Annotated in this window: 21 protein-coding genes and 1 pseudogene; 2 read left to right on the forward strand and 20 right to left on the reverse strand. The window is 59.6% G+C overall.

All coding sequences use genetic code 11. The features are described 5' to 3' along the window. Positions 1–104 precede the first annotated feature (104 nt). The 8 genes from ACRC4F_RS20420 to ccoG all read right to left on the reverse strand — a co-directional run bounded on the left by ACRC4F_RS20420 (position 105) and on the right by ccoG (position 8,668). Positions 105–653 (reverse strand): adenine phosphoribosyltransferase, encoded by a 549-nt coding sequence (locus ACRC4F_RS20420; protein WP_438660962.1) that lies wholly within the window; start codon positions 651–653, stop codon positions 105–107. A gap of 79 nt (positions 654–732) precedes the next feature. Then, positions 733–1,467: a fumarate/nitrate reduction transcriptional regulator Fnr gene (gene fnr, locus ACRC4F_RS20425; RefSeq protein ID WP_438660963.1), complete on the reverse strand. Its 735-nt coding sequence runs from the start codon at positions 1,465–1,467 to the stop codon at positions 733–735. A 91-nt stretch (positions 1,468–1,558) separates the two neighbouring features. Then, positions 1,559–2,941, reverse strand: coding sequence for an oxygen-independent coproporphyrinogen III oxidase (gene hemN / locus ACRC4F_RS20430; protein ID WP_438660985.1), 1,383 nt, complete (start codon positions 2,939–2,941; stop codon positions 1,559–1,561). Positions 2,942–3,158: 217 nt separating this feature from the next. After that, positions 3,159–3,842, reverse strand: coding sequence for a sulfite exporter TauE/SafE family protein (locus ACRC4F_RS20435; protein WP_438660964.1), 684 nt, complete (start codon positions 3,840–3,842; stop codon positions 3,159–3,161). Then, positions 3,835–4,053, reverse strand: a complete 219-nt coding sequence (ccoS, locus tag ACRC4F_RS20440) for a cbb3-type cytochrome oxidase assembly protein CcoS (RefSeq protein WP_438660965.1) — start codon at positions 4,051–4,053, stop codon at positions 3,835–3,837. The genes ACRC4F_RS20435 and ccoS overlap by 8 nt, the downstream gene beginning before the upstream one ends. Positions 4,054–4,075: 22 nt before the next feature. Further along, a complete protein-coding gene (locus ACRC4F_RS20445; protein ID WP_438660966.1) occupies positions 4,076–6,526 on the reverse strand; it encodes a heavy metal translocating P-type ATPase in 2,451 nt (816 codons plus the stop codon). A gap of 175 nt (positions 6,527–6,701) precedes the next feature. Further along, positions 6,702–7,241, reverse strand: a complete 540-nt coding sequence (locus tag ACRC4F_RS20450) for a FixH family protein (RefSeq protein ID WP_438660967.1) — start codon at positions 7,239–7,241, stop codon at positions 6,702–6,704. 11 nt (positions 7,242–7,252) lie between these two features. Beyond that, on the reverse strand, positions 7,253–8,668 hold the full coding sequence (ccoG, locus tag ACRC4F_RS20455) for a cytochrome c oxidase accessory protein CcoG (RefSeq protein ID WP_438660968.1): 1,416 nt from the start codon (positions 8,666–8,668) through the stop codon (positions 7,253–7,255). Positions 8,669–9,197: 529 nt separating this feature from the next. On the opposite strand from ccoG, the gene ACRC4F_RS20460 reads away from it, so the two are divergent. Then, positions 9,198–10,199, forward strand: a complete 1,002-nt coding sequence (locus ACRC4F_RS20460; protein WP_438660969.1) for a metallophosphoesterase family protein — start codon at positions 9,198–9,200, stop codon at positions 10,197–10,199. A 55-nt stretch (positions 10,200–10,254) separates the two neighbouring features. Here the strand turns inward: ACRC4F_RS20460 and ccoP (ACRC4F_RS20465) are convergent, their stop codons facing one another. The 8 genes from ccoP (ACRC4F_RS20465) to ccoN (ACRC4F_RS20500) form a co-directional block, all read right to left on the reverse strand. Beyond that, positions 10,255–11,238: a cytochrome-c oxidase, cbb3-type subunit III gene (ccoP, locus tag ACRC4F_RS20465; RefSeq protein WP_438660970.1), complete on the reverse strand. Its 984-nt coding sequence runs from the start codon at positions 11,236–11,238 to the stop codon at positions 10,255–10,257. Next, positions 11,235–11,420, reverse strand: a complete 186-nt coding sequence (locus tag ACRC4F_RS20470) for a CcoQ/FixQ family Cbb3-type cytochrome c oxidase assembly chaperone (RefSeq protein WP_003175465.1) — start codon at positions 11,418–11,420, stop codon at positions 11,235–11,237. The genes ccoP (ACRC4F_RS20465) and ACRC4F_RS20470 overlap by 4 nt, the downstream gene beginning before the upstream one ends. 5 nt (positions 11,421–11,425) lie before the next feature. Next, positions 11,426–12,034: a cytochrome-c oxidase, cbb3-type subunit II gene (ccoO, locus tag ACRC4F_RS20475; protein WP_438660971.1), complete on the reverse strand. Its 609-nt coding sequence runs from the start codon at positions 12,032–12,034 to the stop codon at positions 11,426–11,428. Further along, positions 12,034–13,476, reverse strand: a complete 1,443-nt coding sequence (ccoN, locus tag ACRC4F_RS20480; RefSeq protein ID WP_392886898.1) for a cytochrome-c oxidase, cbb3-type subunit I — start codon at positions 13,474–13,476, stop codon at positions 12,034–12,036. The genes ccoO (ACRC4F_RS20475) and ccoN (ACRC4F_RS20480) overlap by 1 nt, the downstream gene beginning before the upstream one ends. A 483-nt stretch (positions 13,477–13,959) precedes the next feature. Then, the gene (ccoP, locus tag ACRC4F_RS20485) at positions 13,960–14,913 is read right to left on the reverse strand and encodes a cytochrome-c oxidase, cbb3-type subunit III (RefSeq protein WP_438660972.1); all 954 of its coding nucleotides are present in this window, start codon (positions 14,911–14,913) and stop codon (positions 13,960–13,962) included. Further along, on the reverse strand, positions 14,910–15,107 hold the full coding sequence (locus tag ACRC4F_RS20490) for a cbb3-type cytochrome oxidase subunit 3 (RefSeq protein WP_438660973.1): 198 nt from the start codon (positions 15,105–15,107) through the stop codon (positions 14,910–14,912). Before ACRC4F_RS20490 ends, ccoP (ACRC4F_RS20485) begins: the two co-directional genes overlap by 4 nt. A 3-nt stretch (positions 15,108–15,110) precedes the next feature. Beyond that, positions 15,111–15,719, reverse strand: coding sequence for a cytochrome-c oxidase, cbb3-type subunit II (ccoO, locus tag ACRC4F_RS20495; RefSeq protein WP_438660974.1), 609 nt, complete (start codon positions 15,717–15,719; stop codon positions 15,111–15,113). 10 nt (positions 15,720–15,729) lie between these two features. Then, positions 15,730–17,154, reverse strand: a complete 1,425-nt coding sequence (gene ccoN / locus ACRC4F_RS20500; RefSeq protein ID WP_438660975.1) for a cytochrome-c oxidase, cbb3-type subunit I — start codon at positions 17,152–17,154, stop codon at positions 15,730–15,732. 99 nt (positions 17,155–17,253) lie between these two features. Between ccoN (ACRC4F_RS20500) and ACRC4F_RS20505 the strand changes: the two genes are divergently transcribed. Beyond that, positions 17,254–17,931, forward strand: a complete 678-nt coding sequence (locus ACRC4F_RS20505; protein WP_438660976.1) for an alpha/beta family hydrolase — start codon at positions 17,254–17,256, stop codon at positions 17,929–17,931. Between the two features lie 818 nt (positions 17,932–18,749). On the opposite strand, the gene ACRC4F_RS20510 is transcribed toward ACRC4F_RS20505, so the two are convergent. The 4 genes and pseudogenes from ACRC4F_RS20510 to ACRC4F_RS20525 all read right to left on the reverse strand — a co-directional run. After that, complete coding sequence (locus ACRC4F_RS20510; protein ID WP_438660977.1) at positions 18,750–19,121, reverse strand: hypothetical protein; 372 nt, start codon at positions 19,119–19,121, stop codon at positions 18,750–18,752. 209 nt (positions 19,122–19,330) lie between these two features. After that, complete coding sequence (locus tag ACRC4F_RS20515) at positions 19,331–20,896, reverse strand: methyl-accepting chemotaxis protein (RefSeq protein ID WP_438660978.1); 1,566 nt, start codon at positions 20,894–20,896, stop codon at positions 19,331–19,333. Between the two features lie 103 nt (positions 20,897–20,999). After that, positions 21,000–21,791 carry a lysostaphin resistance A-like protein gene (locus ACRC4F_RS20520; protein WP_438660979.1) on the reverse strand — a complete coding sequence of 264 codons (792 nt, stop codon included), beginning with the start codon at positions 21,789–21,791 and terminating at the stop codon, positions 21,000–21,002. Positions 21,792–21,842: 51 nt separating this feature from the next. Further along, positions 21,843–21,970, reverse strand: a pseudogene (locus tag ACRC4F_RS20525) (IS481 family transposase); the annotation flags it as partial.

Genomic DNA, 21,970 nt, shown 5'->3' on the forward strand with positions numbered 1-21,970 from the left:
GGCTCGCTCCCACATTGAATCTCCTGTGCACACAAACTTTGTGTTCGACAGCAATCTAATGTGGGAGCGAGCCTGCTCGCGATGGCGTCGGTGCAGACGCCGCTTTACTTGTCGGTAAGCGCAAACTGCGTCAGGCAGAAAGTAGGAATCCCCATCTCTTGCAGCCGCTGCGAGCCACCCAGCTCCGGCAGATCAATAATCGCCGCCGCTTCATGAACCCGCGCGCCCATGCGCCGAATCAGGTTCGCCGCCGCAATCAGCGTACCGCCGGTGGCGATCAGATCATCAAACATCACCACAGAGTCGCCTTCGCACAAGCTGTCGGCATGCACTTCGAGAAAGGCTTCGCCGTACTCGGTCGCATAGCCCTCGGCCAGTACGTCGGCCGGCAGTTTGCCTTGCTTGCGAAACAGCACCAACGGCTTGTTCAACTGATAGGCCAGGACCGAGCCGATCAGGAAACCACGGGCATCCATGGCGCCGATGTGCGTGAAGTCCGCCTCGACATACCGATGGGCGAAGCTGTCCATCACGAAGCGCAGGGCCGTGGGCGACTGGAACAACGGGGTGATGTCGCGAAAGATCACGCCCGGCTTCGGGAAGTCGATCACGGGGCGGATCAGGGATTTGATGTCGAAGGCGTCAAAGGCCATGGTCGAAGAATCCTGGCAGGCTGCAAACGTCGCAGTATAACGGCGGCTGAACCGTTTCGCTCAGCCGCAATTGTTGCTGTCAGCCTTCGAGCGAGCCGCCGGCCAGGGCGCAGAGCTGGATCGGGTCGAGGATATGGATTTCCTTGCCCTCGGCGGCGATCAGTTCGTTCTGCTGGAAGCGCGTGAACACCCGGGACACGGTTTCCACCGCCAGGCCCAGGTAATTGCCGATTTCGTTGCGCGACATACTCAAGCGGAACTGGTTGGCCGAGAACCCCCGGGCGCGGAAACGTGCCGACAGGTTGACCAGGAACGTGGCGATGCGCTCGTCGGCCGTTTTCTTCGACAGCAGCAACATCATTTGTTGATCGTCGCGAATCTCGCGACTCATGACGCGCATCAGCTGACGGCGCAGCTGCGGCAGTTGCAGGGCCAGTTCGTCGAGGCGTTCGAAGGGGATTTCGCACACCGATGTGGTTTCGAGGGCTTGCGCCGAAACCGGGTGCTTTTCGGTGTCCATGCCCGACAGGCCGACCAGTTCGCTCGGCAAGTGGAAACCGGTGAGCTGTTCTTCACCGCTATCGCTCAGGCTGAAGGTCTTGAGGGCGCCGGAGCGTACTGCATAAACAGAATCAAAGGTGTCGCCCTGGCGGAACAGAAACTCGCCTTTTTTCAGCGGACGGCCGCGTTTGACGATTTCGTCCAGCGCATCCATGTCTTCCAGATTCAGAGAAAGTGGCAGGCAGAGGGGGGCCAGGCTGCAATCCTTGCAATGAGCCTGGCTGTGAGCGCGCAGTTTTACTGGCTCGGACATTTCTTCAATCCTTGTGGGAAAACACACATAAGCCGTAAGGGTAACTCACGGGAGGACATTCGGGCCAGCCTGTGGCGAGTTTGCCGCCACCTCAAATAACACGTGAAAAGCGCTGGCGATTTTGTTGCTGCAGATAGGCATCAAAGACCATGCACACCGAGCGCACCAGCAATCGTCCGGCGGGCAGCACGTTGATTCGTTCATTATTCAGTTCAATCAATCCGTCATCATCCATACCCTGCAACTGTGGCCACAGCTCGCCGAAGTAACCGCGAAAGTCGATGTTGAAGGCCTTTTCGATCTCGGCGAATTCGACGTTGAAACTGCAAATCAGCTGCTGAATCACCGCTCGCCGCACGCGGTCATCGGCTGCGCACAGCAGGCCGCGGTTAGTCGCCAGTTGAGTGGCGGCCAAGGCGTTCTGGTACTGGTTCAGGTCGCTGTTGTTCTGGCAGTAGAGGTCGCCGATCTGGCTGATGGCCGACACCCCCAGCCCGATCAAATCGCAATGACCGTGCGTGGTGTAACCCTGAAAGTTGCGCTGCAGGGTCGATTCTTCCTGGGCAATCGCCAGTTCATCGTCGGGAAGGGCGAAGTGGTCCATGCCGATGTAGCGGTAACCGGCAGCGGTCAGTTGTTCGATGGTGCGCTGGAGCATTTCCAGCTTCTGCGCCGGCGTCGGCAGTTCGTTGCCGTTGATTCGCCGTTGTGGCATGAAGCGTTCCGGCAGGTGCGCGTAGTTGAACACCGAGAGCCGGTCCGGTTGCAGCGCAATCACTTCGTCGACCGTGCGGGCGAAGTTGTCCGGTGTCTGTTTCGGCAAGCCGTAGATCAGGTCGATGTTGATCGAGCGAAATTGCAGGGTCCGGGCGGCGTCGATCACGGCGCGGGTTTCTTCCAGGCTTTGCAGGCGATTGACCGCCCGTTGCACCGCTGGGTCGAGGTCTTGTAGGCCAATGCTGACCCGGTTGAAGCCCAGTTCACGGAGCAGGCCCATGGTCGACCAATCGGCTTCGCGCGGGTCGATCTCGATGCCGTAGTCGCCGGAATCGTCATCCAGCAGGTTGAAGTGCTTGCGCAGCTGAGCCATCAACTGGCGCAGTTCGTCGTGACTGAGAAAGGTTGGTGTGCCGCCGCCGAAGTGCAGTTGTTCGACCTTTTGCGTCGGGTCGAGGTGGCAGGCGATCAGCTGGATTTCCTGCTCAAGGCGCTGCAAATAGGGCAGGGCGCGGCCACGGTCCTTGGTGATGACTTTGTTGCAGGCGCAGTAGTAGCAGATGTTCGCGCAGAACGGCACGTGCACATACAACGACAAGGGGCGCAGGGCTTTGCGGCTCTCGCGCAGGGCGTGAAACAGGTCGAATGTGCCGATCTGTCCGTCGAATTGCACTGCGGTCGGGTAAGAGGTGTAGCGCGGTCCCGCCAGGTCGTAACGGCGGATCAGATCGGTGTCCCAACGAATGGCGTCGAGCATCATGCGGGCATTCCCCCGGATAGGCTGGCAGTGTCCGCGAGTCTATGGGGTGCGGCGCTGGGGCATCTTGATTTGCATCAACGGTCATCGGTGGCCGCGGGTGGTTTTTGTGGCGAGGGAGCTTGCTCCCGCTGGACTGCGCAGCAGTCCCCTTCTTTTCAGGTAAAGAGTAGGGCCGCTTCGCGCCCCAACGGGAGCAAGCTCCCTCGCCACAGGTCTAGTGCCCCATCAGCCAATGCTGATGTGGGCCAGGCAAGGTCCAGATGCCGAATACCATCACCAGCAACCCGCCCGTCATGCGCACACTGCGTTTGCGCAACAACGCCGTGACCCGTTCCGCCGCCAGCCCGGTGGCCAGCAGCACCGGCCAGGTGCCGAGGCCGAATGCGAGCATCAGCAATCCACTGTCCAGCGCATTGCCCTGACTCGCCGCCCACAGCAATGTGCTGTAAACCAGCCCGCACGGCAGCCATCCCCACAGCGCGCCCAGCAGCAATGCGCGGGGCAGGCTCGACACCGGCAGTAGCGTGTTGGCAACCGGCTGGATATGCCGCCACAGGCCGCGTCCGAGGCTTTCGATACGGGTCAGGCCGCTCCACCAGCCGGCGAGGTACAGGCCCATGGCGATCAGCAACAGCCCGGCGATGACGCGCATGAACATCGCCGCCGGACTGTTTGCGACTGCCCAGCCCGCCAGGCCGATCAGTAGGCCGGCCGTGGCATAGCTGAGAATTCGTCCCACGTTGTAGGCCAGCAGCAGGCGAAAGCGGCGGCTGCGTTGCTCCTTGGGTATCGCCAGGGTCAGCGCGCCCATCAGGCCGCCGCACATGCCCAGGCAATGCCCGCCACCGAGCAGACCGAGAATCACCGCAGAGACCAGCAGTGGCGCCAACTCAAGCATGAGGCGGTGCCTTGTCGTCCGGCTTGCCCGGATGGCCGCTGGCTTCGTCGACCGCGGCCTTGTGGTTCGGGTCCTGGTCGTCGAACAGAATGCTGTGGGCCGGGCCGTCGAGGTCGTCGTACTGACCGCTGTCGACCGCCCAGAAGAAGATATAGACAGCGATGGCCACGATCAGCAGCGCGGCCGGGATCATCACGTAGAGAGCTGGCATGTGGACTCCATGCCCGCGCGGCTCAGGCCGGCAGCGGGCGGGTTTCTGGCGTGGTGCGGGCGGCAGGCGCGCTCGGCAGGCGAGTCAGGCGCAGGGCGTTCAGCACCACGGTCAACGAACTGATGGACATGCCGACCGCGGCCCATACCGGGGTGATCCAGCCGAGGGCGGCGAACGGCAACATGAGGCCATTGTACAGCCCGGCCCACAGCAGGTTCTCGATGATTACCCGACGGGTGCGCCGTGCGAGGCTGAAGGCTCGCACCAGCGCATCGAGACGGTTGGACAGCAACACCGCATCGGCACTGGTTTTCGCCAGGTCGGTGGCCGAGCCCATCGCCACGCTGATGTCGGCGGCGGCCAGCACCGGCACGTCGTTGACCCCGTCGCCGAGCATCAACACTTTGCGGCCTTCCTTGTGCAGCTGTTGCAGGACCTGCAATTTGTCGTCCGGACGCAAACCGCCCCGGGCTTCGTCGATGCCCAGTTCGGCGGCGACGCTGGCGACCATCGGCGAGGTATCGCCCGACAGCAGCAACGTGCGCCAGCCGCGAGCCTTGCAAGCATCCAATAGTGCCGGTGCATCAGCACGCAAGCGGTCATCGAGGACGAACCACGCCAATGGCCCCTGGCTGTTGCCGAGCAGCAACCACTGGCCTGCTTCATCGGGCATTACCGGCACGGCAGCGCCGCTGAGTTCGCAGACAAAACCCGGCTGGCCGATGCGCAAGCGCTGAGTGCCGATCAGGCCTTCGAGACCAAGCCCCGGCATACTGAGGACTTCTTCGGCCGCCAGCGGCGCCCGGCCAAATGCGCGGGCTATCGGGTGCTCGGAACGGTTTTCCAGAGCGGCGGCAAGACTCAGGCATTGATCGCTGTCCAGCGCGCCGAGAGGGCGGATCGAGCGCAAGGCCAGGCGACCTTCTGTCAACGTGCCGGTCTTGTCGAAAATCACTGTGTCGATCTGGTTCAGGCCCTCAAGGACATGCCCGCGCGTCAGCAGTAAACCGAGTTTGTGCAGGGTGCCGGTAGCGGCGGTGAGTGCAGTGGGCGTGGCCAGCGACAAGGCGCATGGGCAGGTTGCAACGAGCATCGCCAGGACAATCCAGAAGGCTCGCGATGAATCCAGTTCCCACCACAACAGACCGATGCAGGCGGAGGCGATCAGCGTCAGCAGCAGAAACCATTGCGCGGCGCGGTCGGCGATTTCCGCCAGTCGCGGCTTCTCGGCCTGGGCGCGGTCCAGCAGACGGACGATGGCTGACAGTCGCGTGTCCTGACCCAATGCCAGCACTTCAACAGTCAACGCGCCTTCGACGTTCAGAGTGCCGGCGGTGACCGCATCACCCTGCGTACGCGGTTGCGGCAGGTATTCGCCGGTCAGCAACGATTCGTCGATGCTCGACTGGCCATCGAGGATCTTGCCGTCGGCCGGCAGGATTGCACCGGGGTGCACCAACACTTGATCGCCGACGCGCAGTTCACTGAGCAGGATCCGCTCGCTCTGGCCGTCGGCACTCAGGCGCAGGCACGAAGCAGGCAACAGGTTGACTAGTTGTGCGGTGGCGGCGGCGGTGCGTTCGCGGGCGCGCCGCTCCAGATAACGTCCGGCGAGCAGGAACAATGCAAACATTCCCACGGCATCGAAGTACAACTCGCCGACGCCGGTGATCGAGGTCCAGATCCCGGCGATGTAGGCACTGCCGATCGCCAGCGACACCGACACATCCATGGTCAGGTGGCGGGTGCGCAAATCGCGCATCGCCCCTTTGAAAAACGGCGCACAACTGTAAAACACAATCGGGGTGGTGAGGAACAGCGCGACCCAACGCAGGATGGTGTGCAGCTCCGGGCTCAGGTCGATGTTGAATTCCGGCCAGGTGGCCATCGTCGCCATCATCGCCTGGAACCACAGCAGCCCGGCGACACCGAGTTGGCGCAGGGCCAGGCGGTTCTCGCTGGCCAGTTGTTCGCTGGCGCGGTCGGCTTGATACGGATGCGCGGCGTAACCGATGTGGCGCAATTCGCTGAGCACCTGGCTCAACGGTAATTGCGCGTCGGCCCAGCGCACGTGAAGGCGATGGTTGGACAGGTTCAGGCGCGCCTCAGCCACCGCCGGCAAGCCACGCAGGTGTCTTTCGATCAGCCAGCCGCAGGCGGCGCAGCTGATGCCTTCCATCAACAGGGTGGTTTCGGCGAGTTCGCCGTCGTGGCGCACAAAAGGCTTTTGCACATCGGCACGATCATAGAGCGCCAACTCATCCACCAACTGCACCGGCAACGCTTCGGGGTTGGCCGATGACTCGCTGCGATGCTGGTAGTAGCTTTCCAGCCCACCGGCCACGATCGCTTCAGCCACGGCCTGGCAACCCGGGCAGCAGAACTCGCGGGTTTCACCGAGGACGGCGGCGGTGAAGCGGCTGCCGGCGGGGACGGGCAGGGCGCAGTGGTAGCAGGGCAGTTGGGTGGTCATCTAAGTGGCCATGAAAACAATATTGTTAAAACCGGGCCAGGTTCTGTGGCGAGGGGATTTATCCCCGTTGGGCTGCGAAGCGGCCCCCTGCATTCTTCCAGTCATATTTCCGCAAACAGGTTTCACGACTGCTTCGCAGCCGAACGGGGATAAATCCCCTCGCCACATTGCGAGTTTACTTCTTCAGGTCTTCCGCGCCCTGCAGCGGCTCATCACCCAGCAACAGATCCTTGTCATGGCTGACCAGCTCTTCTTCGAACATGCGCCAGATATGGTCGTCTTGAGTGCCCAGCAATTCGACAAAGCGACGGCCTTCAATCTTGTCGCTCAACTGGCCGATGTAGCGGCCCTGTTCGGTTTCGCTGCGAGCCAGGGTGATCTTGCGATCCTTCTCGGGCTGGGTCGGCGAGATCAGGTTCAGTTCGAGGGTTTTCGGCTGGCTGTTGCCACTCAGGCGCAGGTCGACTTCGCCGGTCACGTCATCCAGGTGAACGCTGGCGCGCAGTAACAGGGTCTGGGCCAGCAGCTCGCGGTCCAGGGAGCGGTTGATGCCTTTGCCGGCCTCGTAGTAGTTGTCGTTGACCAGGTTATCCGGGTTGTTCACCGCGATCGTCACCATGGACAAGGTCAGGGTCACGGAACAGGCCAGGATGGCGATGATGATCCATGGCCAAAGATGCTTGTACCAAGGGCTTGCGGCGTTTGCTGCGGGCATGATCACTTCTCTCAACGAATTTGTGGGCCGATGAATCGGCTCTTGGCTTCAACGTGGACGCTGTCGTCGTCGGCATCCTTGAGGATGAATTTCACCTCGTTGGTGCTCGACGGCAATTTTTCCGGTGCGATCGACAGTTCGACCGGCTGGCTGAAAATCTCCCCGGCGGCGACTTTGATTTCGCGCTTGCCTTGCAGCTTCAGGTCCGGCAACCCGGAGGCTTCCAGCACGTAGGTATGGTCGCGCTGGTCTTTGTTCATGATCTTCAGGCTGTAAACGTTCTCGATCCGGCCTTCGGCGTTCTCGCGGTACAGCACGCGGTCTTTGCTGACGTCGAAACCGACCAGAGAACGCATGAAGAACGCGCCCGCCAGCAAGCCCATCATGGCCAGCAGCACCACGGCATAGCCGATCAGGCGCGGGCGCAGTTTATGGGTTTTTTGCCCGGACAGGTTGTGCTCGGTGGTGTAGCTGATCAAGCCGCGCGGGTATTCCATCTTGTCCATGATGCTGTCGCAGGCATCGATGCACGCCGCGCAGCCGATGCATTCGATCTGCAGGCCGTCGCGGATGTCGATACCGGTCGGGCAGACCTGGACGCACATCGTGCAATCGATGCAGTCGCCCAGGCCCTGGGCCTTGTAGTCGATGCCTTTCTTGCGCGGGCCACGGCTTTCACCTCGGCGCGGATCGTAGGAAACGATCAGCGTGTCCTTGTCGAACATCACGCTCTGAAAGCGCGCATACGGGCACATGTAAATGCACACTTGCTCGCGCAACCAGCCGGCGTTGCCGTACGTGGCAAGGGTGAAGAAACCGACCCAGAAATAGGACCAGCCGTCCGCTTCGCCGGTGAAAAAATCGATCGTCAATTCGCGAATGGGCGAGAAGTAACCGACGAAGGTCAATCCGGTCACGAAGCCAATCACCAGCCACATCGTGTGTTTACTGAGTTTGCGCAGGAATTTGTTGGCGCTCATCGGCGCCTTGTCGAGCTTGATGCGCTGGTTGCGGTCGCCTTCGGTGACCTTTTCGCACCACATGAAAATCCACGTCCAGACGCTCTGCGGGCAGGTGTAGCCGCACCACACCCGACCGGCGTACACGGTAATGAAGAACAGGCCAAAGGCGCTGACGATCAAAATACCGGAAAGCAGGATGAAGTCTTGAGGCCAGAAGGTCGCACCGAAGATGAAGAATTTGCGCTCCGGCAGGTTCCACCAGACGGCCTGATGGCCGCCCCAGTTCAGCCAGACCGTGCCGAAATACAACAGGAACAGAAACGCACCGCCCATCATCCGCAAATTGCGGAACAGACCGGTGAAGGCGCGGGTGTAGATCTTTTCTCTAGAGGCGTAGAGGTCGACGCTGTTGTTCGCGTCTTTGGCAGGTGGCGTGACGTCGTGTACCGGAATCTGATTGCTCATCGTTGCATCCCACGGCAGTGGAAAAATGCCTCGGTCAGTACGTGCCGACCGCGGTCAAAAAGAGGTGTTGCAGTGGCGCAATGATACGCCTGTAGCTCTAGATCAAGGGTGCGACCTTTGGTCACGTTGGTGGAAATCAATTGACGGTGTAATGACTTGAATCAATTGACTTGTGAATTATGGACGGTTTTTCAGGATCCAGAACGGATGGCGAGGTGATTCCTGGTCCATGCGTGGCCGAAACGGCAGGGGCAGGTTACAGGCCCCTGCCGCCCTGCATACACGACCGTCAAAGAGAATTTCATAAACAGGTGGCCGGCTGGACACGCTGCAGCCTGAATTATCAGACACAAAATACAAGCCAGTTTAAGTGGTGGAGCGTTTCGCTTCGGTATGTTTGTGTGTGGCGGAAATATGTTTATTTAATTGGTTCTAGTTGAATGTTTGAAGTTTTTGCCTGTTTCCAATAAGTTTGTTTTGTGTGTTCTTTGAATCACGCTTTATTTAATGTTAATGGAAACGGAATTCTATGATTTCTAAGAAAGTTAAGCGATTTGTACTGGGCTTGTGCCTGCTCTCTACTGCACCTTTGGCTTATTCGGTGGAGGGTGCTCCACGCCATATGATCTTCACTTCGGATACGCAATACCCGTGGACAGATAAGCTCGACCGCAGAGAGCCTGAGTCGGAAACGGATTTCAATAGTCGTTCCAAGTGGCTGGTAGAGTCCCAGTTTGCGAGTATTGCCGACTTCCGGAAGGTTAATGCGCAATCCCATGTACCACTGATGATCAATGGCGATATCACTGCTTTCGGTCACGGTTGGCAGCGTTCTTACATGGATTCGACATTGAAAAAATACTTCAAGGACGATTATCTGTATGGGTTGGGTAACCACGATTATGAGAATAACGTAGATGATTGCTTCAGCAATAGTTGCGCGGCCGGTAGTATTGTGGAGTTTAAGGAACACCATGAAGGCAAGGTCGATAATTTTGATTTGCAAGTAACGGGCAGTTTCATCAGCAGGCTGTATTCGGGCAGTCTCGCCTATTCCAAGAACATCGGCGATGTCCATTTGGTGCAACTCAATAATGAGCCGACCTATGCGGCCAGGATTTCTCATGCGTTAAACCCGACGACTTTCGAAATCAACAGTACCCTGGATTGGCTTGAAAACGATTTGAGAGTCGCCCGGGCTCAGGGGTATGCCATCATTATCAACATGCACAAACCAGAAGAAATGATGGGTGACAGCGAGCAAGTGCTGCGCTTCTACCAAATGATCAAGAAGTATGAGGTCACCGCCATTTTCGCTGGCCACTACCATGACCGAGGCGGCGATGCCTATGACGTGAATGGCGTGCCCATGTACCTCAGCGGCGCCACTTCCCAGCAAACCTATCTGATTGCCAGCTTCTCGGATGATCGCAAGCAATTGCACATCAACCTTGTGAAGAACAATCAATGGCAGGCCCGAGAGCTGCTGGATACGGTGCCGGTGAAATCGATCTGGGCCAGTCGCCCATGAAAAAGGCCCCGCCAGATCACTGGCGGGGCCTTTTTTGTTGCATCAAGCGTTTGCCTTACTGAGCGTCTTCCGCCGGCGCTTTCTCACCGTGAGAGAGGCTGTAGACGTAAGCGGCCAGCAGGTGAACCTTGTCGTTGCCTTGCAGCTGTTCTTGCGCAGGCATCTGGCCCTGACGGCCGTAACGGATGGTCTGCTGCAGTTGAGCGAAGCTCGAACCGTAGATGAACGCGGCCGGGTGGGTCAGGTCCGGTGCGCCCATCGCTGGCGTACCTTTGCCTGCCGGACCGTGGCACACCGCACAGTTGGCGGCGAACAGCTTCTGGCCGGCAACCGGGTCGGCCTTGGTGCCTTCCGGCAGCTTGCGGCCATCGAGGTTGGTCAGTACGAACGAGGCAACGTCCGCAACGCCTTGCTCGCCGATCACGTCAGCCCACGCCGGCATGACCGCATGACGGCCACCCATAATGGTGGTCTTAATGGTTTCTGCCTCACCGCCCCAGCGCCAGTCGGCGTCGGTCAGGTTCGGGAAGCCATAAGCGCCCTTGGCGTCGGAGCCGTGGCAGACCGAGCAGTTGGAGGCAAACAGGCGGCCACCCATCTTCAGGGCTTGCGGGTCCTTGGCCACTTCTTCAATTGGCATGGAGGCGAACTTGGCGAAGATCGGACCGAACTTGGCGTCCGACCTGGCCATTTCCTTTTCCCACTCGTGAACGCCAGTCCAGCCGGTCTGGCCGTTGGCGAACGCCGTCTGCTTCTCGGTATCCAGGTAGTTATAGCCCGGCAGCAGGCCTTTCCAGTTACCCAGGCCCGGGTACAACACCAGGTAGCCAAGGGCGAAGATGATGGTGCCCACGAACAGCATGAACCACCATTTCGGCAGCGGGTTGTCGTACTCCTCGATCCCGTCGAAGGAGTGGCCAACCGTCTCTTCGGTGGCTTCGCTGCGCTGGCCCTTGCGGGTGGACAGCAGCAGCCAGGTCAGGGCGAAGATGGTGCCGAGACTGAGGACTGTGACGTACAGACTCCAGAACGTAGTCATTCTTTGTTACTCCTAGAAGCTTGCTCGACGTGCTTGATGGCTTCGGGATCATCCGCGAAAGGCAGCAAGGTCGCGTCTTCAAACTCCGACTTGCGCTTGGGGCTGAACACCCACAGCGCCAGTCCGATGAAGGCCACCATCACAACAACGGTGCCCAGGCCACGAATCATCCCGATATCCATCTAAATCACCGTTTGCTTTTGATGATGGTGCCCAGGCCTTGCAGATAGGCCACCAGCGCGTCCATTTCGGTTTTGCCCTTCACAGCATCCTGAGCGCCGGCGATGTCTTCGTCGGTGTAAGGGACGCCGAGCGTGCGCAAGACTTCCATTTTCTTCGCGGTTTCCTTGCCGTCGAGCTTGTTTTCCACGAGGAACGGGTAAGCCGGCATTTTCGACTCGGGCACTACGTTGCGCGGGTTGTACAAATGCGCACGCTGCCAGTCATCGGAGTAACGACCGCCGACACGGGCCAGGTCCGGACCGGTACGCTTGGAACCCCACAGGAACGGGTGGTCCCAGACGCTTTCACCGGCAACCGAGTAGTGGCCGTAACGTTCGGTTTCAGCACGGAACGGGCGGATCATCTGCGAGTGGCAGCCGACACAACCGTTGGCGATGTAGATGTCGCGGCCTTCCAGTTCAAGGGCGGTGCGAGGCTTCATGCCTTCGACCGGCTTGTTGGTGACGTCCTGGAAAAACAGCGGAACGATCTGGGTCAGGCCGCCGACGCTGACGGCGATAACCATGAAGAAGGCCAGCAGGCCAATATTTTTCTCGACTGCTTCATGCTTCATCAGTGAGCTCCAACTACAGCAATCTGAGCGGCGGCTTCGGCTTCAGCCGGGTTCGAGGCACGTACGGTCCGCCATACGTTGTAGGCCATGAACAGCATGCCGCTGGCAAAGAACGCACCGCCCAGGGCGCGAACGATGAAACCAGGGTGGCTGGCTTGCAGGGCTTCGACGAACGAGTAGGTGAGGGTGCCGTCGTCGTTGATTGCACGCCACATCAGACCCTGGGTGATGCCGTTGACCCACATCGAAGCGATGTACAGAACGGTACCGATGGTCGCGAGCCAGAAGTGCGTGTTGATCAGGCCGATGCTGTGCATCTGCGCGCGACCGAACAGTTTCGGGATCATGTGGTAGATGGCGCCGATCGAGATCATCGCAACCCAGCCCAAGGCACCGGCGTGTACGTGGCCGATGGTCCAGTCGGTGTAGTGCGACAGCGAGTTCACGGTCTTGATGGCCATCATCGGGCCTTCGAAGGTCGACATGCCGTAGAACGCCAGCGATACCACGAGGAAGCGCAGGATCGGGTCGGTGCGCAGCTTATGCCAGGCGCCCGACAGGGTCATCATGCCGTTGATCATGCCGCCCCAGCTCGGAGCCAGCAGGATGATCGACATCGCCATGCCCAGGGATTGAGCCCAGTCCGGCAGTGCGGTGTAGTGCAGGTGGTGCGGACCGGCCCAGATGTACAGGGTGATCAGCGCCCAGAAGTGCACGATGGACAGGCGATAGGAGTAGATCGGACGCTCAGCCTGCTTCGGAACGAAGTAATACATCATCCCCAGGAAGCCCGTGGTCAGGAAGAAACCCACCGCGTTGTGGCCGTACCACCACTGGATCATCGCGTCAGTCGCACCCGAGTAGGCGGAATAGGACTTGAACAGGCTGACCGGCAGGGACATGTGGTTGACGATGTGCAGCATCGCCGTCACGACTATGAAGGCACCGTAGAACCAGTTACCCACATAGATGTGCTTGGTCTTGCGCTTGACGATGGTGCCGAAGAACACCAGACCGTAGGTGACCCAGACAATGGCCAGCAGAATAGCCAGGGGCCATTCCAGTTCGGCGTATTCCTTGGTGGTGGTGTAACCCAGCGGCAAGGTAACGATCGCGCCGATGATCACCGCTTGCCAACCCCAGAAGTGGAAGGCGGCGAGGCTGTCGGAAATCAGTCGCGTTTGGCAGGTTCGCTGCACGACGTAATAAGAAGTGGCAAACAGAGCACAACCACCGAAGGCGAAAATCACCAGGTTGGTGTGCAACGGGCGTAAGCGTCCAAAGGTCGTCCACGGCAGACCGAAGTTCAATTCCGGCCATACAAGCTGTGAGGCGATGAAGACACCAAGCCCCATGCCAAGGATCCCCCAGACCACCGTCATGATGGCGAACTGGCGGACTACCTTATAGTTATAAGCAGTCGGACTGATTGCTGTGCTCATTCTAAGGTTCCACGGTTTGGGTGTTTTATTAGGAGTAAAAATCGGCCGCAAGTATGGAGAAAGCGGGGGGTCATTGCAACGCGCCATGACCGGGGTCAATGCTTTCAAAAGCTGATTCTGCGGCCTTTCCATGCGCCGCGTAAGGACAAAATCGGCCTCGGACAAAATGTCGCAGCGAACGAAAAGGGTGAGGGGGTCAGGTCAGTTGTTACGGGGTGTGTTCAAACACAACGATCAGGTGACCGATGGCATTTGGCACGACAGCCGGTATCTACCAGCCTTTGCGGCCTGTCATCGAGCAGATTCGTCGAACACATCGGGTTGAGTCGACCTGGAACCGGCTCATGCCAGTCCGCATCGGAGCAAGCTTAGACCCGAATCTGGGGAACCGAAAGGAGGACTATCGGAGGGGTGCGACACTTGGTCGCAAAGAGGCAGGGAACTGCCGCATCCGGGAGAATGCGGCAGTAGAGCGGTCGAGATTTATTCGCGTTTGCCTTCAGCCTGCAAGCGCTCGGTGCTCAGATCGTGCGACAAGCTGTAAACGTAAGCGGCCAGCAATTGCACCTTGTCGTTGCCGAGCAATTCGTTCTGCGCCGGCATATGGCCCTGGCGACCGTGGCGAATGGTCTGTTGCAGCTGCGCCAGGCTTGTACCGTAGATAAGTCCGGCCGGTTGCGTCAGATTTGGCGCCCCCATGGCTTCAGTGCCCTGGCCATTTGCCCCATGACAGGCTACGCACGTGGTGCTGAACGCTTGCTGTCCGGCGTGCAGATCGGCAGTGTCGTCAGCGGGTAATGGCAGGCCGGCCAGGTCATGACGCACATACGCGGCCACGTTTTTCACGCCGGCCTCACCGAGGATTTCACCCCAGGCGGGCATGGCCGCCATGCGACCGCCCATGATCGTAGTCTTGATCATCTCGGCATCGCCGCCCCAGCGCCAATTGCTGTCGGCGAGGTTCGGGAAGCCGAAAGCGCCTTTGGCATCCGAGCCGTGGCACACCGAGCAGTTGGACGCGAATAGGCGACCGCCCATTTTCAGCGCTTGCGGATCCCTGGCCACTTCTTCCAGGGACATGGCGGCGAATTTGGCGAAGATCGGTCCGAACCTGGCGTCGGCTTTGTTCATCTCCCTTTCCCATTCGTGGACGCCGGTCCAGCCGTCCTCGTAACCCGGCAGGATGCCTTTCCAGTTGCCCAGGCCCGGATAAAGAATCAGGTAGCCCACGGCAAACACCAGCGTGCCGGCGAACAGCATGAACCACCACTGCGGCAGCGGGTTGTCGTACTCCTCGATGCCGTCGAAGCTGTGGCCCATGGTCTGGTCGACGCTGCCCTTGGTTTCGCCCTTGCGGGTGCCGATCAGCAGCCAGGTCAGGCCGATCAGGCTGCCGATGGTCAGTACGCAGATCCACGTACTCCAGAAGGTGGTCATGGCCGGGTACTCCTTGTTTCAGGTTCTTGGGTGCTGTCGGGTTGTGGCTCGTCGGCGAAGGGCAGCAGGCGCGCTTCGGCGAATTCCGGGCCGCGCTTGCTGTTGAACACCCACAGGGTCAGGCCGACGAAGGCCACGAACACAACGACCGTGCCGAGGCCGCGGATCAGGCCTGTGCTCATTTCAATGACCATGGCTCACCTCTTGCTCTTGATGGCAGTGCCGAGCACTTGCAGGTAAGAAACGAGTGCGTCCATTTCTGTCTTGCCCTTGAGGCTGGCAACCGCGCCGCTGATGTCGTCATCGGTGTACGGCACGCCGAGGGTGCGCATGGCGCGGATCTTGGTTTCTGTGTGGCTGCTGTCGACCGCTTGCGTGACCAGCCATGGATAGGCCGGCATCTTCGACTCGGGTACGACGTTGCGCGGGTTGTACAAGTGCGCGCGGTGCCAGTCATCCGAGTAGCGTGCGCCGACCCGGGCCAGGTCCGGTCCGGTGCGCTTGGAACCCCAGAGAAACGGGTGATCCCAGACGCTTTCACCGGCCACTGAGTAGTGCCCGTAACGTTCGGTCTCGGCGCGGAACGGCCGGATCATTTGCGAGTGGCAACCGACGCAGCCTTCACGGATGTAAATGTCGCGACCTTCCAGTTGCAGCGCGGTGTAGGGCTTCATGCCTTCCACCGGTTTATTGGTCACGTCCTGGAAGAACAGCGGGACGATCTGGGTCAGACCGCCGATGCTCACGGCCAGGACCATCAGCAGCATCAGCAGGCCGACGTTTTTCTCGATTGTTTCGTGTTTCATGGCGGACTCCTCAGGCCATCTGCGCGGCAGCGGCGACGTCGGCGGGCTGCGAGGCCCGCACGGTGCGCCAGGTGTTGTAAGCCATCAGGAACATGCCGCTGAGGAAGATCGCACCTCCTACCAGTCGCACGACGAAGCCTGGGTGACTGGCCACAAGGGTTTCGACGAAGGAGTAGGTCAGCGTGCCGTCTTCGTTCACCGCACGCCACATGAGGCCCTGGGCGATGCCGTTGACCCACATGGACGCGATGTAGAGCACGGTGCCGATGGTCGCGAGCCAGAAGTGCGCGTTGATCAGGCCGATGCTGTGCATCTGCGGGCGACCGAAGATCTTCGGGATCATGTGGTACAGCGCACCGATCGAAATCATCGCCACCCAGCCGAGTGCCCCGGCGTGAACGTGGCCGATGGTCCAGTCGGTGTAGTGGGAGAGGGCGTTGACCGTCTTGATCGCCATCATCGGCCCTTCGAAGGTCGACATGCCGTAGAACGCCAGGGACACGACGAGGAAGCGCAGGATCGGGTCGCTGCGCAACTTATGCCAGGCCCCCGAAAGCGTCATCATCCCGTTGATCATCCCGCCCCAACTAGGCGCCAGCAGGATCAGCGACATCACCATGCCCAGCGACTGCGCCCAGTCCGGCAGCGCGGTGTAGTGCAAATGGTGCGGGCCGGCCCAGATGTACAGGGTGATCAGGGCCCAGAAGTGCACGATGGACAGGCGATAGGAATACACCGGACGCTCGGCCTGTTTCGGCACGAAGTAATACATCATCCCGAGGAAACCGGCGGTGAGGAAAAAGCCGACGGCGTTGTGGCCGTACCACCACTGAACCATGGCGTCGGTCGCACCGGCGTACACCGAGTAGGACTTGGTGAAACTCACCGGCAATTCAAGGTTGTTGACGATGTGCAGAATCGCCACGGTGATGATGAACGCACCGAAGAACCAGTTGCCGACGTAGATGTGTCTGGTCTTGCGCTGCATGATCGTGCCGAAGAACACCACGGCATAGGCGACCCAGACAATGGTGATCAGGATGTCGATCGGCCATTCCAGTTCGGCGTACTCCTTGGAACTGGTATAGCCGAGTGGCAAGCTGATCGCCGCCAACAGGATCACCACTTGCCAGCCCCAGAAGCAGAACGCGGCGATTTTCGGCGCAAATAGCTGGGTCTGGCAGGTGCGCTGCACCGAATAGAACGAACTGGCGAACAGGGCGCAACCGCCGAAGGCGAAGATCACCGCGTTGGTGTGCAGCGGGCGCAACCGGCCGAAACTGGTCCACGGCAAATCGAAGTTGAGTTCCGGCCAGACCAATTGGGCCGCGAGAAATACCCCGAGCCCCATGCCGACGATGCCCCACACCACCGTCATAATGGCGAATTGGCGGACCACCTTGTAGTTGTAGGCGGTACTGATAGAAGTGTTCATGGTTCCCCATCCACGGTTCAGCCGAAGTGAGCGCGCTTGCAACAAAAAGGCAGCGCGTCCTTCGCCTGGAGTTATAGGCAGACTAAAAGCGAGGCAAGCATGGACAAAGAGCACAAGGCCAGTATTGACGGGGATCAATGGGTGCAGTGTGTGCGGGATCATGGATGGTTGTGGAATGCTGCCTCTGAACCTGCATCGGCAACGCTGATCCTCGCTCACGGTGCCGGCGCGCCAATGGACAGCGGCTGGATGAACGACATGGCTACACGCCTTTCCGGTCAAGGCGTCAACGTGCTGCGCTTCGAGTTTCCGTATATGGCGCAACGGCGTGTTGACGGGGGCAAGCGTCCACCGAATCCGGCGCCGAAACTGCTGGAATGCTGGCGTGAGGTGTATGCCGTGGTGCGACGCCATGTCACTGGGCGTTTGGCCATTGGTGGCAAGTCCATGGGCGGGCGGATGGCCAGTCTGTTGGCTGATGAGCTGGGGGCTGATGCCTTGGTTTGCCTGGGTTATCCGTTTTATGCGGTGGGGAAGCCGGAGAAGCCTCGGGTCGAACATCTGGCTTCTTTGCAGACTCGGACGTTGATTGTGCAAGGCGAGCGGGATGCGCTCGGCAATCGTGAGGCGGTCGAGGCTTACGACCTATCGCCGAGTATTGAGGTGTATTGGCTGGGGGCGGGGGATCATGATTTGAAGCCGCTGAAGGTTTCCGGGTTTACGCATGAGCAGCATTTGGCCAGCGCCGTGCAGAAAGTGGCCGAGTTTCTTCGGTGAGATTTTTTTGGGGGGGGGTATATCCATTGCTGCGGTAACGGCCACTTAGGGTTTCGCCCTTACGGCGACTCACTTTTTTTACAAGCGCCTAAAAAAAGTAAGCAAAAAAACGCTTGCTCCTACGTTCGGCCCGCTCGCTGAGGCTCGGGGTTCCTTCGCTCCGGGATCCATCCGGGGGCATCGCCTCCGGTTTGCTTCGCTGCACCTCCTCTCGATGTGTTCGACTTCGTCGAACGGTCGCTGCGCTCCCACCCCCCGGAAGAATCCCTCCCCTCAACCTTCCGACGTCGCCCGTGGATCAAGATCAAGAGCTGCAGCCGAGCTAACGCTCATCCTGTTGAGTGGTGAGAAGCGGATGCGCATTGTTTTTGCTTTCTGTGGGAGCCAGCCTGCTGGCGATGGCGGCCTGACAGCCGACCATTCTCTAACTGAATGCACTTCAATCAAAACTGTGGGAGCTGGCCTGCCAGCGATGGCGGCCTACGAGCCGACCAATCTCTTGCTGGTGTACCGGGCCCAACTGCAGGAGTGAGCCGGCTCGCGACGACGGCCGGCCAACCAATCTCTAACTGAATGCACTCAAATCAGAGCTGGCTTGCCAGCCAACCAATTACTAATTGAATGCACTCAACCCAACTGTGGGAGCTGGCCTGCCAGCGATGGCGGCCTACGAGCCGACCAATCTCTTGCTGGTGTACCGGGCCCAACTGCAGGAGTGAGCCGGCTCGCGACGACGGCCGGCCAGCCAACCAATCTCTAACTGAATGCACTCAAATCAGACCTGGCTTGCCAGCCAACCGATTACTAATTGAATGCACTCAACCCAACTGTGGGAGCTGGCCTGCCAGCGATGGCGGCCTCCGACCCGACCATTCTCTTACTGATGCACTCGGCCCAACTGTCGGAGCGAGCCTGCTCGCGAAAGTGGTCTGACAGAGAACATCAAAAGAACAGGTTTTCCGGCTTTTGCTGTCGGTAAACGCCAGGTGGATGTGGTGCATATCGCTTAGGTCGAGTCGTTCGTCTCGTCCGAAAATAGCGGGGAGTTCACCGCACACTTTGTAGTTAAAAAAATGAGCGGCGAAGTTTTTCCAATTGCGGATTCGCGCGGCTTGCCGGACATCAAGAAAAGTCAGTTCATCGCGACCGACTTTTTTGACCGGCTTGTCGATCTTTCTGGTGGTGGCCATCGAAGCCTCCAAAGGAGATGTATTCATGCTGACCAGCTTAGGGGATTGGGTTTCTACCAGCAAACGATAGAACGGACCCAAAAAGTGCACCAGTCAGCGGATTCTGGCGTGCTTGTAGGGCATGGCGCCCCTATGTGTAGTCACGCGGTGAGCCACAATAAAAAACCCGGAAGCTCTCGCTATCCGGGTTTTTTGCATTACCAATTCAATCAGCGGTTAAACCGCTCCACCAACGAGTATTGCGTGTTAGCCGTCTTCGTCAGCTCTTCACTCAACAATGCCGAGTTCTGCGCCTGTTCCGAAGTCTCTTCAGCCAGTTGGGAGATGTTACTGATGTTGCGGCTGATCTCTTCAGCCACCGCACTTTGCTCTTCAGTCGCGGCAGCAATCTGGGTGGTCATGTCGGTGATGTTGGCCACCGCTTCGCTGATCCCCACCAGCGCCTGATCCGCTTCCAGTACCCGCGCCACGCCTTCTTCCGCCTGACGATGCCCGGCTTCCATGGTTTGCACGGCGGTGCTGGCGGTTTGCTGGAGCTTGGCGATCAGCGCGTGGATCTGCCCGGTGGATTCGCTGGTGCGTTGTGCCAGTTGGCGCACTTCGTCCGCCACCACCGCAAACCCACGGCCCATCTCACCGGCACGCGCGGCTTCGATAGCAGCGTTCAGGGCCAGCAGGTTGGTCTGGTCGGCGATGCCTTTGATCACATCGACCACGCCGCCGATTTCGTCGCTGTCCTTGGCCAGTTGGGTCACGGTCAGCCCGGTTTCACCGACCACCACCGACAGGCGCTGGATGGCTTCGCGGGTTTCCCCGGCGATGTGGCGACCGCGACCAGTCAGGCGATTGGCTTCCTGAGTGGCATCGGCAGTGCGCTGAACGTGGCTGGCGACTTCCTGGGTGGTGGCGGCCATCTGGTTGACGGCGGTGGCCACTTGCTCGGTCTCGACGCGTTGACGTTCAAGCCCCGTGGAGCTGTTGTGGGCCAGGGCGTCGGACTGTTTCGCTTGCTCGGTCAGGTGCTCGGCAGTGTCCTGTAGGCGGGTCAGACAGGTTTTCAGGCGTGCTTCCTGGCTGAGAATCGACATCTCCAGACGTGCCTGAGCACCACGGCTGTCGGTGTACATCTGTGCGATCAGCGGGTCGGAGGTGGTTTGCTCGGCCAGGCGCAGCAAGCGCTTGAGGCCACGCTGTTGCCAGCTCAAGCCCAACAGGCCCAGCGGCACCGAAAGACCGGCAGCGAGAGCGAAGCCCCATTGGGAGTTGAGCGACGCACCAATCATGAAGCTCAGCTGGCTGACCAGAATGAACGGCAGCCAGTCCTGAAGCACCGGCAACCATTTGTCTGTCGAAGGAACGGCCGACTTGCCCTGGTTGAGGCGTTGGTAGAGCGCTTCGGCACGGCGGATCTGCTCGGCGGTGGGCTTGACCCGCACCGATTCGTAACCGATCACCTGATTGCCTTCGAACACCGGTGTGACATAGGCGTTAACCCAGTAGTGGTCACCGGCCTTGCAGCGATTCTTGACAATGCCCATCCATGGCAAGCCTTGTTTCAAGGTACCCCACATGTGCGCGAACACCGCGGCCGGGACGTCTGGGTGACGTACCAGGTTATGCGGCGCACGGATCAGCTCCTCACGAGAAAACCCGCTGATTTCGACAAAGTCGTCGTTGCAGTAGGTGATCACGCCCTTGGCATCGGTGGTGGAAATCAACCGTTGCTGAGCCGGGAAGGTCCGTTCGCGTTGTGTGGTGGGCTGGTTATTACGCATGGCTTTTTCAATCCGCAAGGCTTTGAGAGGTTGTCGGCGTCGTCAGGATTTAATTGAAATTATTTTTCAATAATCAGCGGCGCGTCGCAAAACGGCCATTGCCTCAGCCAGCGAGCATCGGGTAAGTGAACAGTGCGAAATGCAGCAGGTTCAAGCCGAAATGGGTGGCGATGGCCGCTCCCAAACCGCCAAAACGGTAGGCCAGACCATAGCCGACACCGGCCAGGCTCGCCAGCAGCACCCAGTGCCAACCCGCCCCCACATGCACCAGGCCGAACAACAGCGAGGCGAGCAACAGCGCCAGGTTTTCACCATTGGGCAGGTGTTTGAAGCAGCGGCTGAGGCCACCCTGGATGTAACCGCGAAACAGGGCTTCTTCCACCAGCGTCACCAGCAACAGATTGTTCAGCACCCACAGCCCGGCTTGATCCGGCCACTTCGGTGCCCAACTGATCATCCCCAGCAATAGCGCGCCGCCCAAGGCCAGCACGGCGCTCAACGTCAGCGCCAACGCGGTGGCAAAAACGGAAAGACGCAGTGAACCCCGGCCGACAATCCATGGGCACGCCAGCAACAGCCAGAAACCGATCAGGGGCTTGTCCAGATTCAGGTACATGGAAAACGGCACGGCATCGTCGGTGAAACGTTGCGGATTGATGGCTCGACCGTTGTAGAAACCGGGCAGCCAGTGCATCGCCAGTGCCAGGGCGAGGATGATGAACACGCCGTGGCCGAGGTAGCGAGCGACGGGCAGCTTTTGTTGGCGGACGGCGATGCCGGCGACCAGCAGTAATGCGACGGAGATACCGGCGAGCCAGCCGAGTTGGCCGTAGGTCAGCGGGAGGGCGTAACCGAGGGAGAGAAGGGCCAGGTAAGTCCATGGCAGGGCAATCATTGAAAATCCTTGTGTCCGGAAAGGTGCAGGGCGCCGCAATCCCTGTGGGAGCTAGCTGTGTAAACCCACCACGTTGTTCACGGATGCTATTCGGCTAATCGGTGGCAAATAACTCAGGCTGGCATGCGGGCGATGCCAGTTGTACTCGTGCAGCCACGATGTCAGGTAGGTCGCACGTT

The organism is Pseudomonas sp., assembly GCF_051660785.1.
Lineage (GTDB): Bacteria > Pseudomonadota > Gammaproteobacteria > Pseudomonadales > Pseudomonadaceae > Aquipseudomonas.

What these genes read in the sequence shown, in the direction of transcription:
- ACRC4F_RS20515 (WP_438660978.1), bottom strand. Translation starts at nt 20,896, where the DNA reads ATGCGTAATAACCAGCCCACCACACAACGCGAACGGACCTTCCCGGCT.
- ACRC4F_RS20490 (WP_438660973.1), bottom strand. Translation starts at nt 15,107, where the DNA reads ATGGTCATTGAAATGAGCACAGGCCTGATCCGCGGCCTCGGCACGGTC.
- ACRC4F_RS20505 (WP_438660976.1), top strand. Translation starts at nt 17,254, where the DNA reads ATGGACAAAGAGCACAAGGCCAGTATTGACGGGGATCAATGGGTGCAG.
- fnr (WP_438660963.1), bottom strand. Translation starts at nt 1,467, where the DNA reads ATGTCCGAGCCAGTAAAACTGCGCGCTCACAGCCAGGCTCATTGCAAG.
- ccoO (WP_438660974.1), bottom strand. Translation starts at nt 15,719, where the DNA reads ATGAAACACGAAACAATCGAGAAAAACGTCGGCCTGCTGATGCTGCTG.
- ACRC4F_RS20445 (WP_438660966.1), bottom strand. Translation starts at nt 6,526, where the DNA reads ATGACCACCCAACTGCCCTGCTACCACTGCGCCCTGCCCGTCCCCGCC.
- ccoS (WP_438660965.1), bottom strand. Translation starts at nt 4,053, where the DNA reads ATGCCAGCTCTCTACGTGATGATCCCGGCCGCGCTGCTGATCGTGGCC.
- ccoP (WP_438660972.1), bottom strand. Translation starts at nt 14,913, where the DNA reads ATGACCACCTTCTGGAGTACGTGGATCTGCGTACTGACCATCGGCAGC.
- ACRC4F_RS20460 (WP_438660969.1), top strand. Translation starts at nt 9,198, where the DNA reads ATGATTTCTAAGAAAGTTAAGCGATTTGTACTGGGCTTGTGCCTGCTC.
- ACRC4F_RS20510 (WP_438660977.1), bottom strand. Translation starts at nt 19,121, where the DNA reads ATGGCCACCACCAGAAAGATCGACAAGCCGGTCAAAAAAGTCGGTCGC.
- hemN (WP_438660985.1), bottom strand. Translation starts at nt 2,941, where the DNA reads ATGCTCGACGCCATTCGTTGGGACACCGATCTGATCCGCCGTTACGAC.
- ccoP (WP_438660970.1), bottom strand. Translation starts at nt 11,238, where the DNA reads ATGACTACGTTCTGGAGTCTGTACGTCACAGTCCTCAGTCTCGGCACC.
- ACRC4F_RS20450 (WP_438660967.1), bottom strand. Translation starts at nt 7,241, where the DNA reads ATGCCCGCAGCAAACGCCGCAAGCCCTTGGTACAAGCATCTTTGGCCA.
- ccoN (WP_438660975.1), bottom strand. Translation starts at nt 17,154, where the DNA reads ATGAACACTTCTATCAGTACCGCCTACAACTACAAGGTGGTCCGCCAA.
- ccoN (WP_392886898.1), bottom strand. Translation starts at nt 13,476, where the DNA reads ATGAGCACAGCAATCAGTCCGACTGCTTATAACTATAAGGTAGTCCGC.
- ccoO (WP_438660971.1), bottom strand. Translation starts at nt 12,034, where the DNA reads ATGAAGCATGAAGCAGTCGAGAAAAATATTGGCCTGCTGGCCTTCTTC.
- ACRC4F_RS20435 (WP_438660964.1), bottom strand. Translation starts at nt 3,842, where the DNA reads ATGCTTGAGTTGGCGCCACTGCTGGTCTCTGCGGTGATTCTCGGTCTG.
- ACRC4F_RS20420 (WP_438660962.1), bottom strand. Translation starts at nt 653, where the DNA reads ATGGCCTTTGACGCCTTCGACATCAAATCCCTGATCCGCCCCGTGATC.
- ccoG (WP_438660968.1), bottom strand. Translation starts at nt 8,668, where the DNA reads ATGAGCAATCAGATTCCGGTACACGACGTCACGCCACCTGCCAAAGAC.
- ACRC4F_RS20520 (WP_438660979.1), bottom strand. Translation starts at nt 21,791, where the DNA reads ATGATTGCCCTGCCATGGACTTACCTGGCCCTTCTCTCCCTCGGTTAC.
- ACRC4F_RS20470 (WP_003175465.1), bottom strand. Translation starts at nt 11,420, where the DNA reads ATGGATATCGGGATGATTCGTGGCCTGGGCACCGTTGTTGTGATGGTG.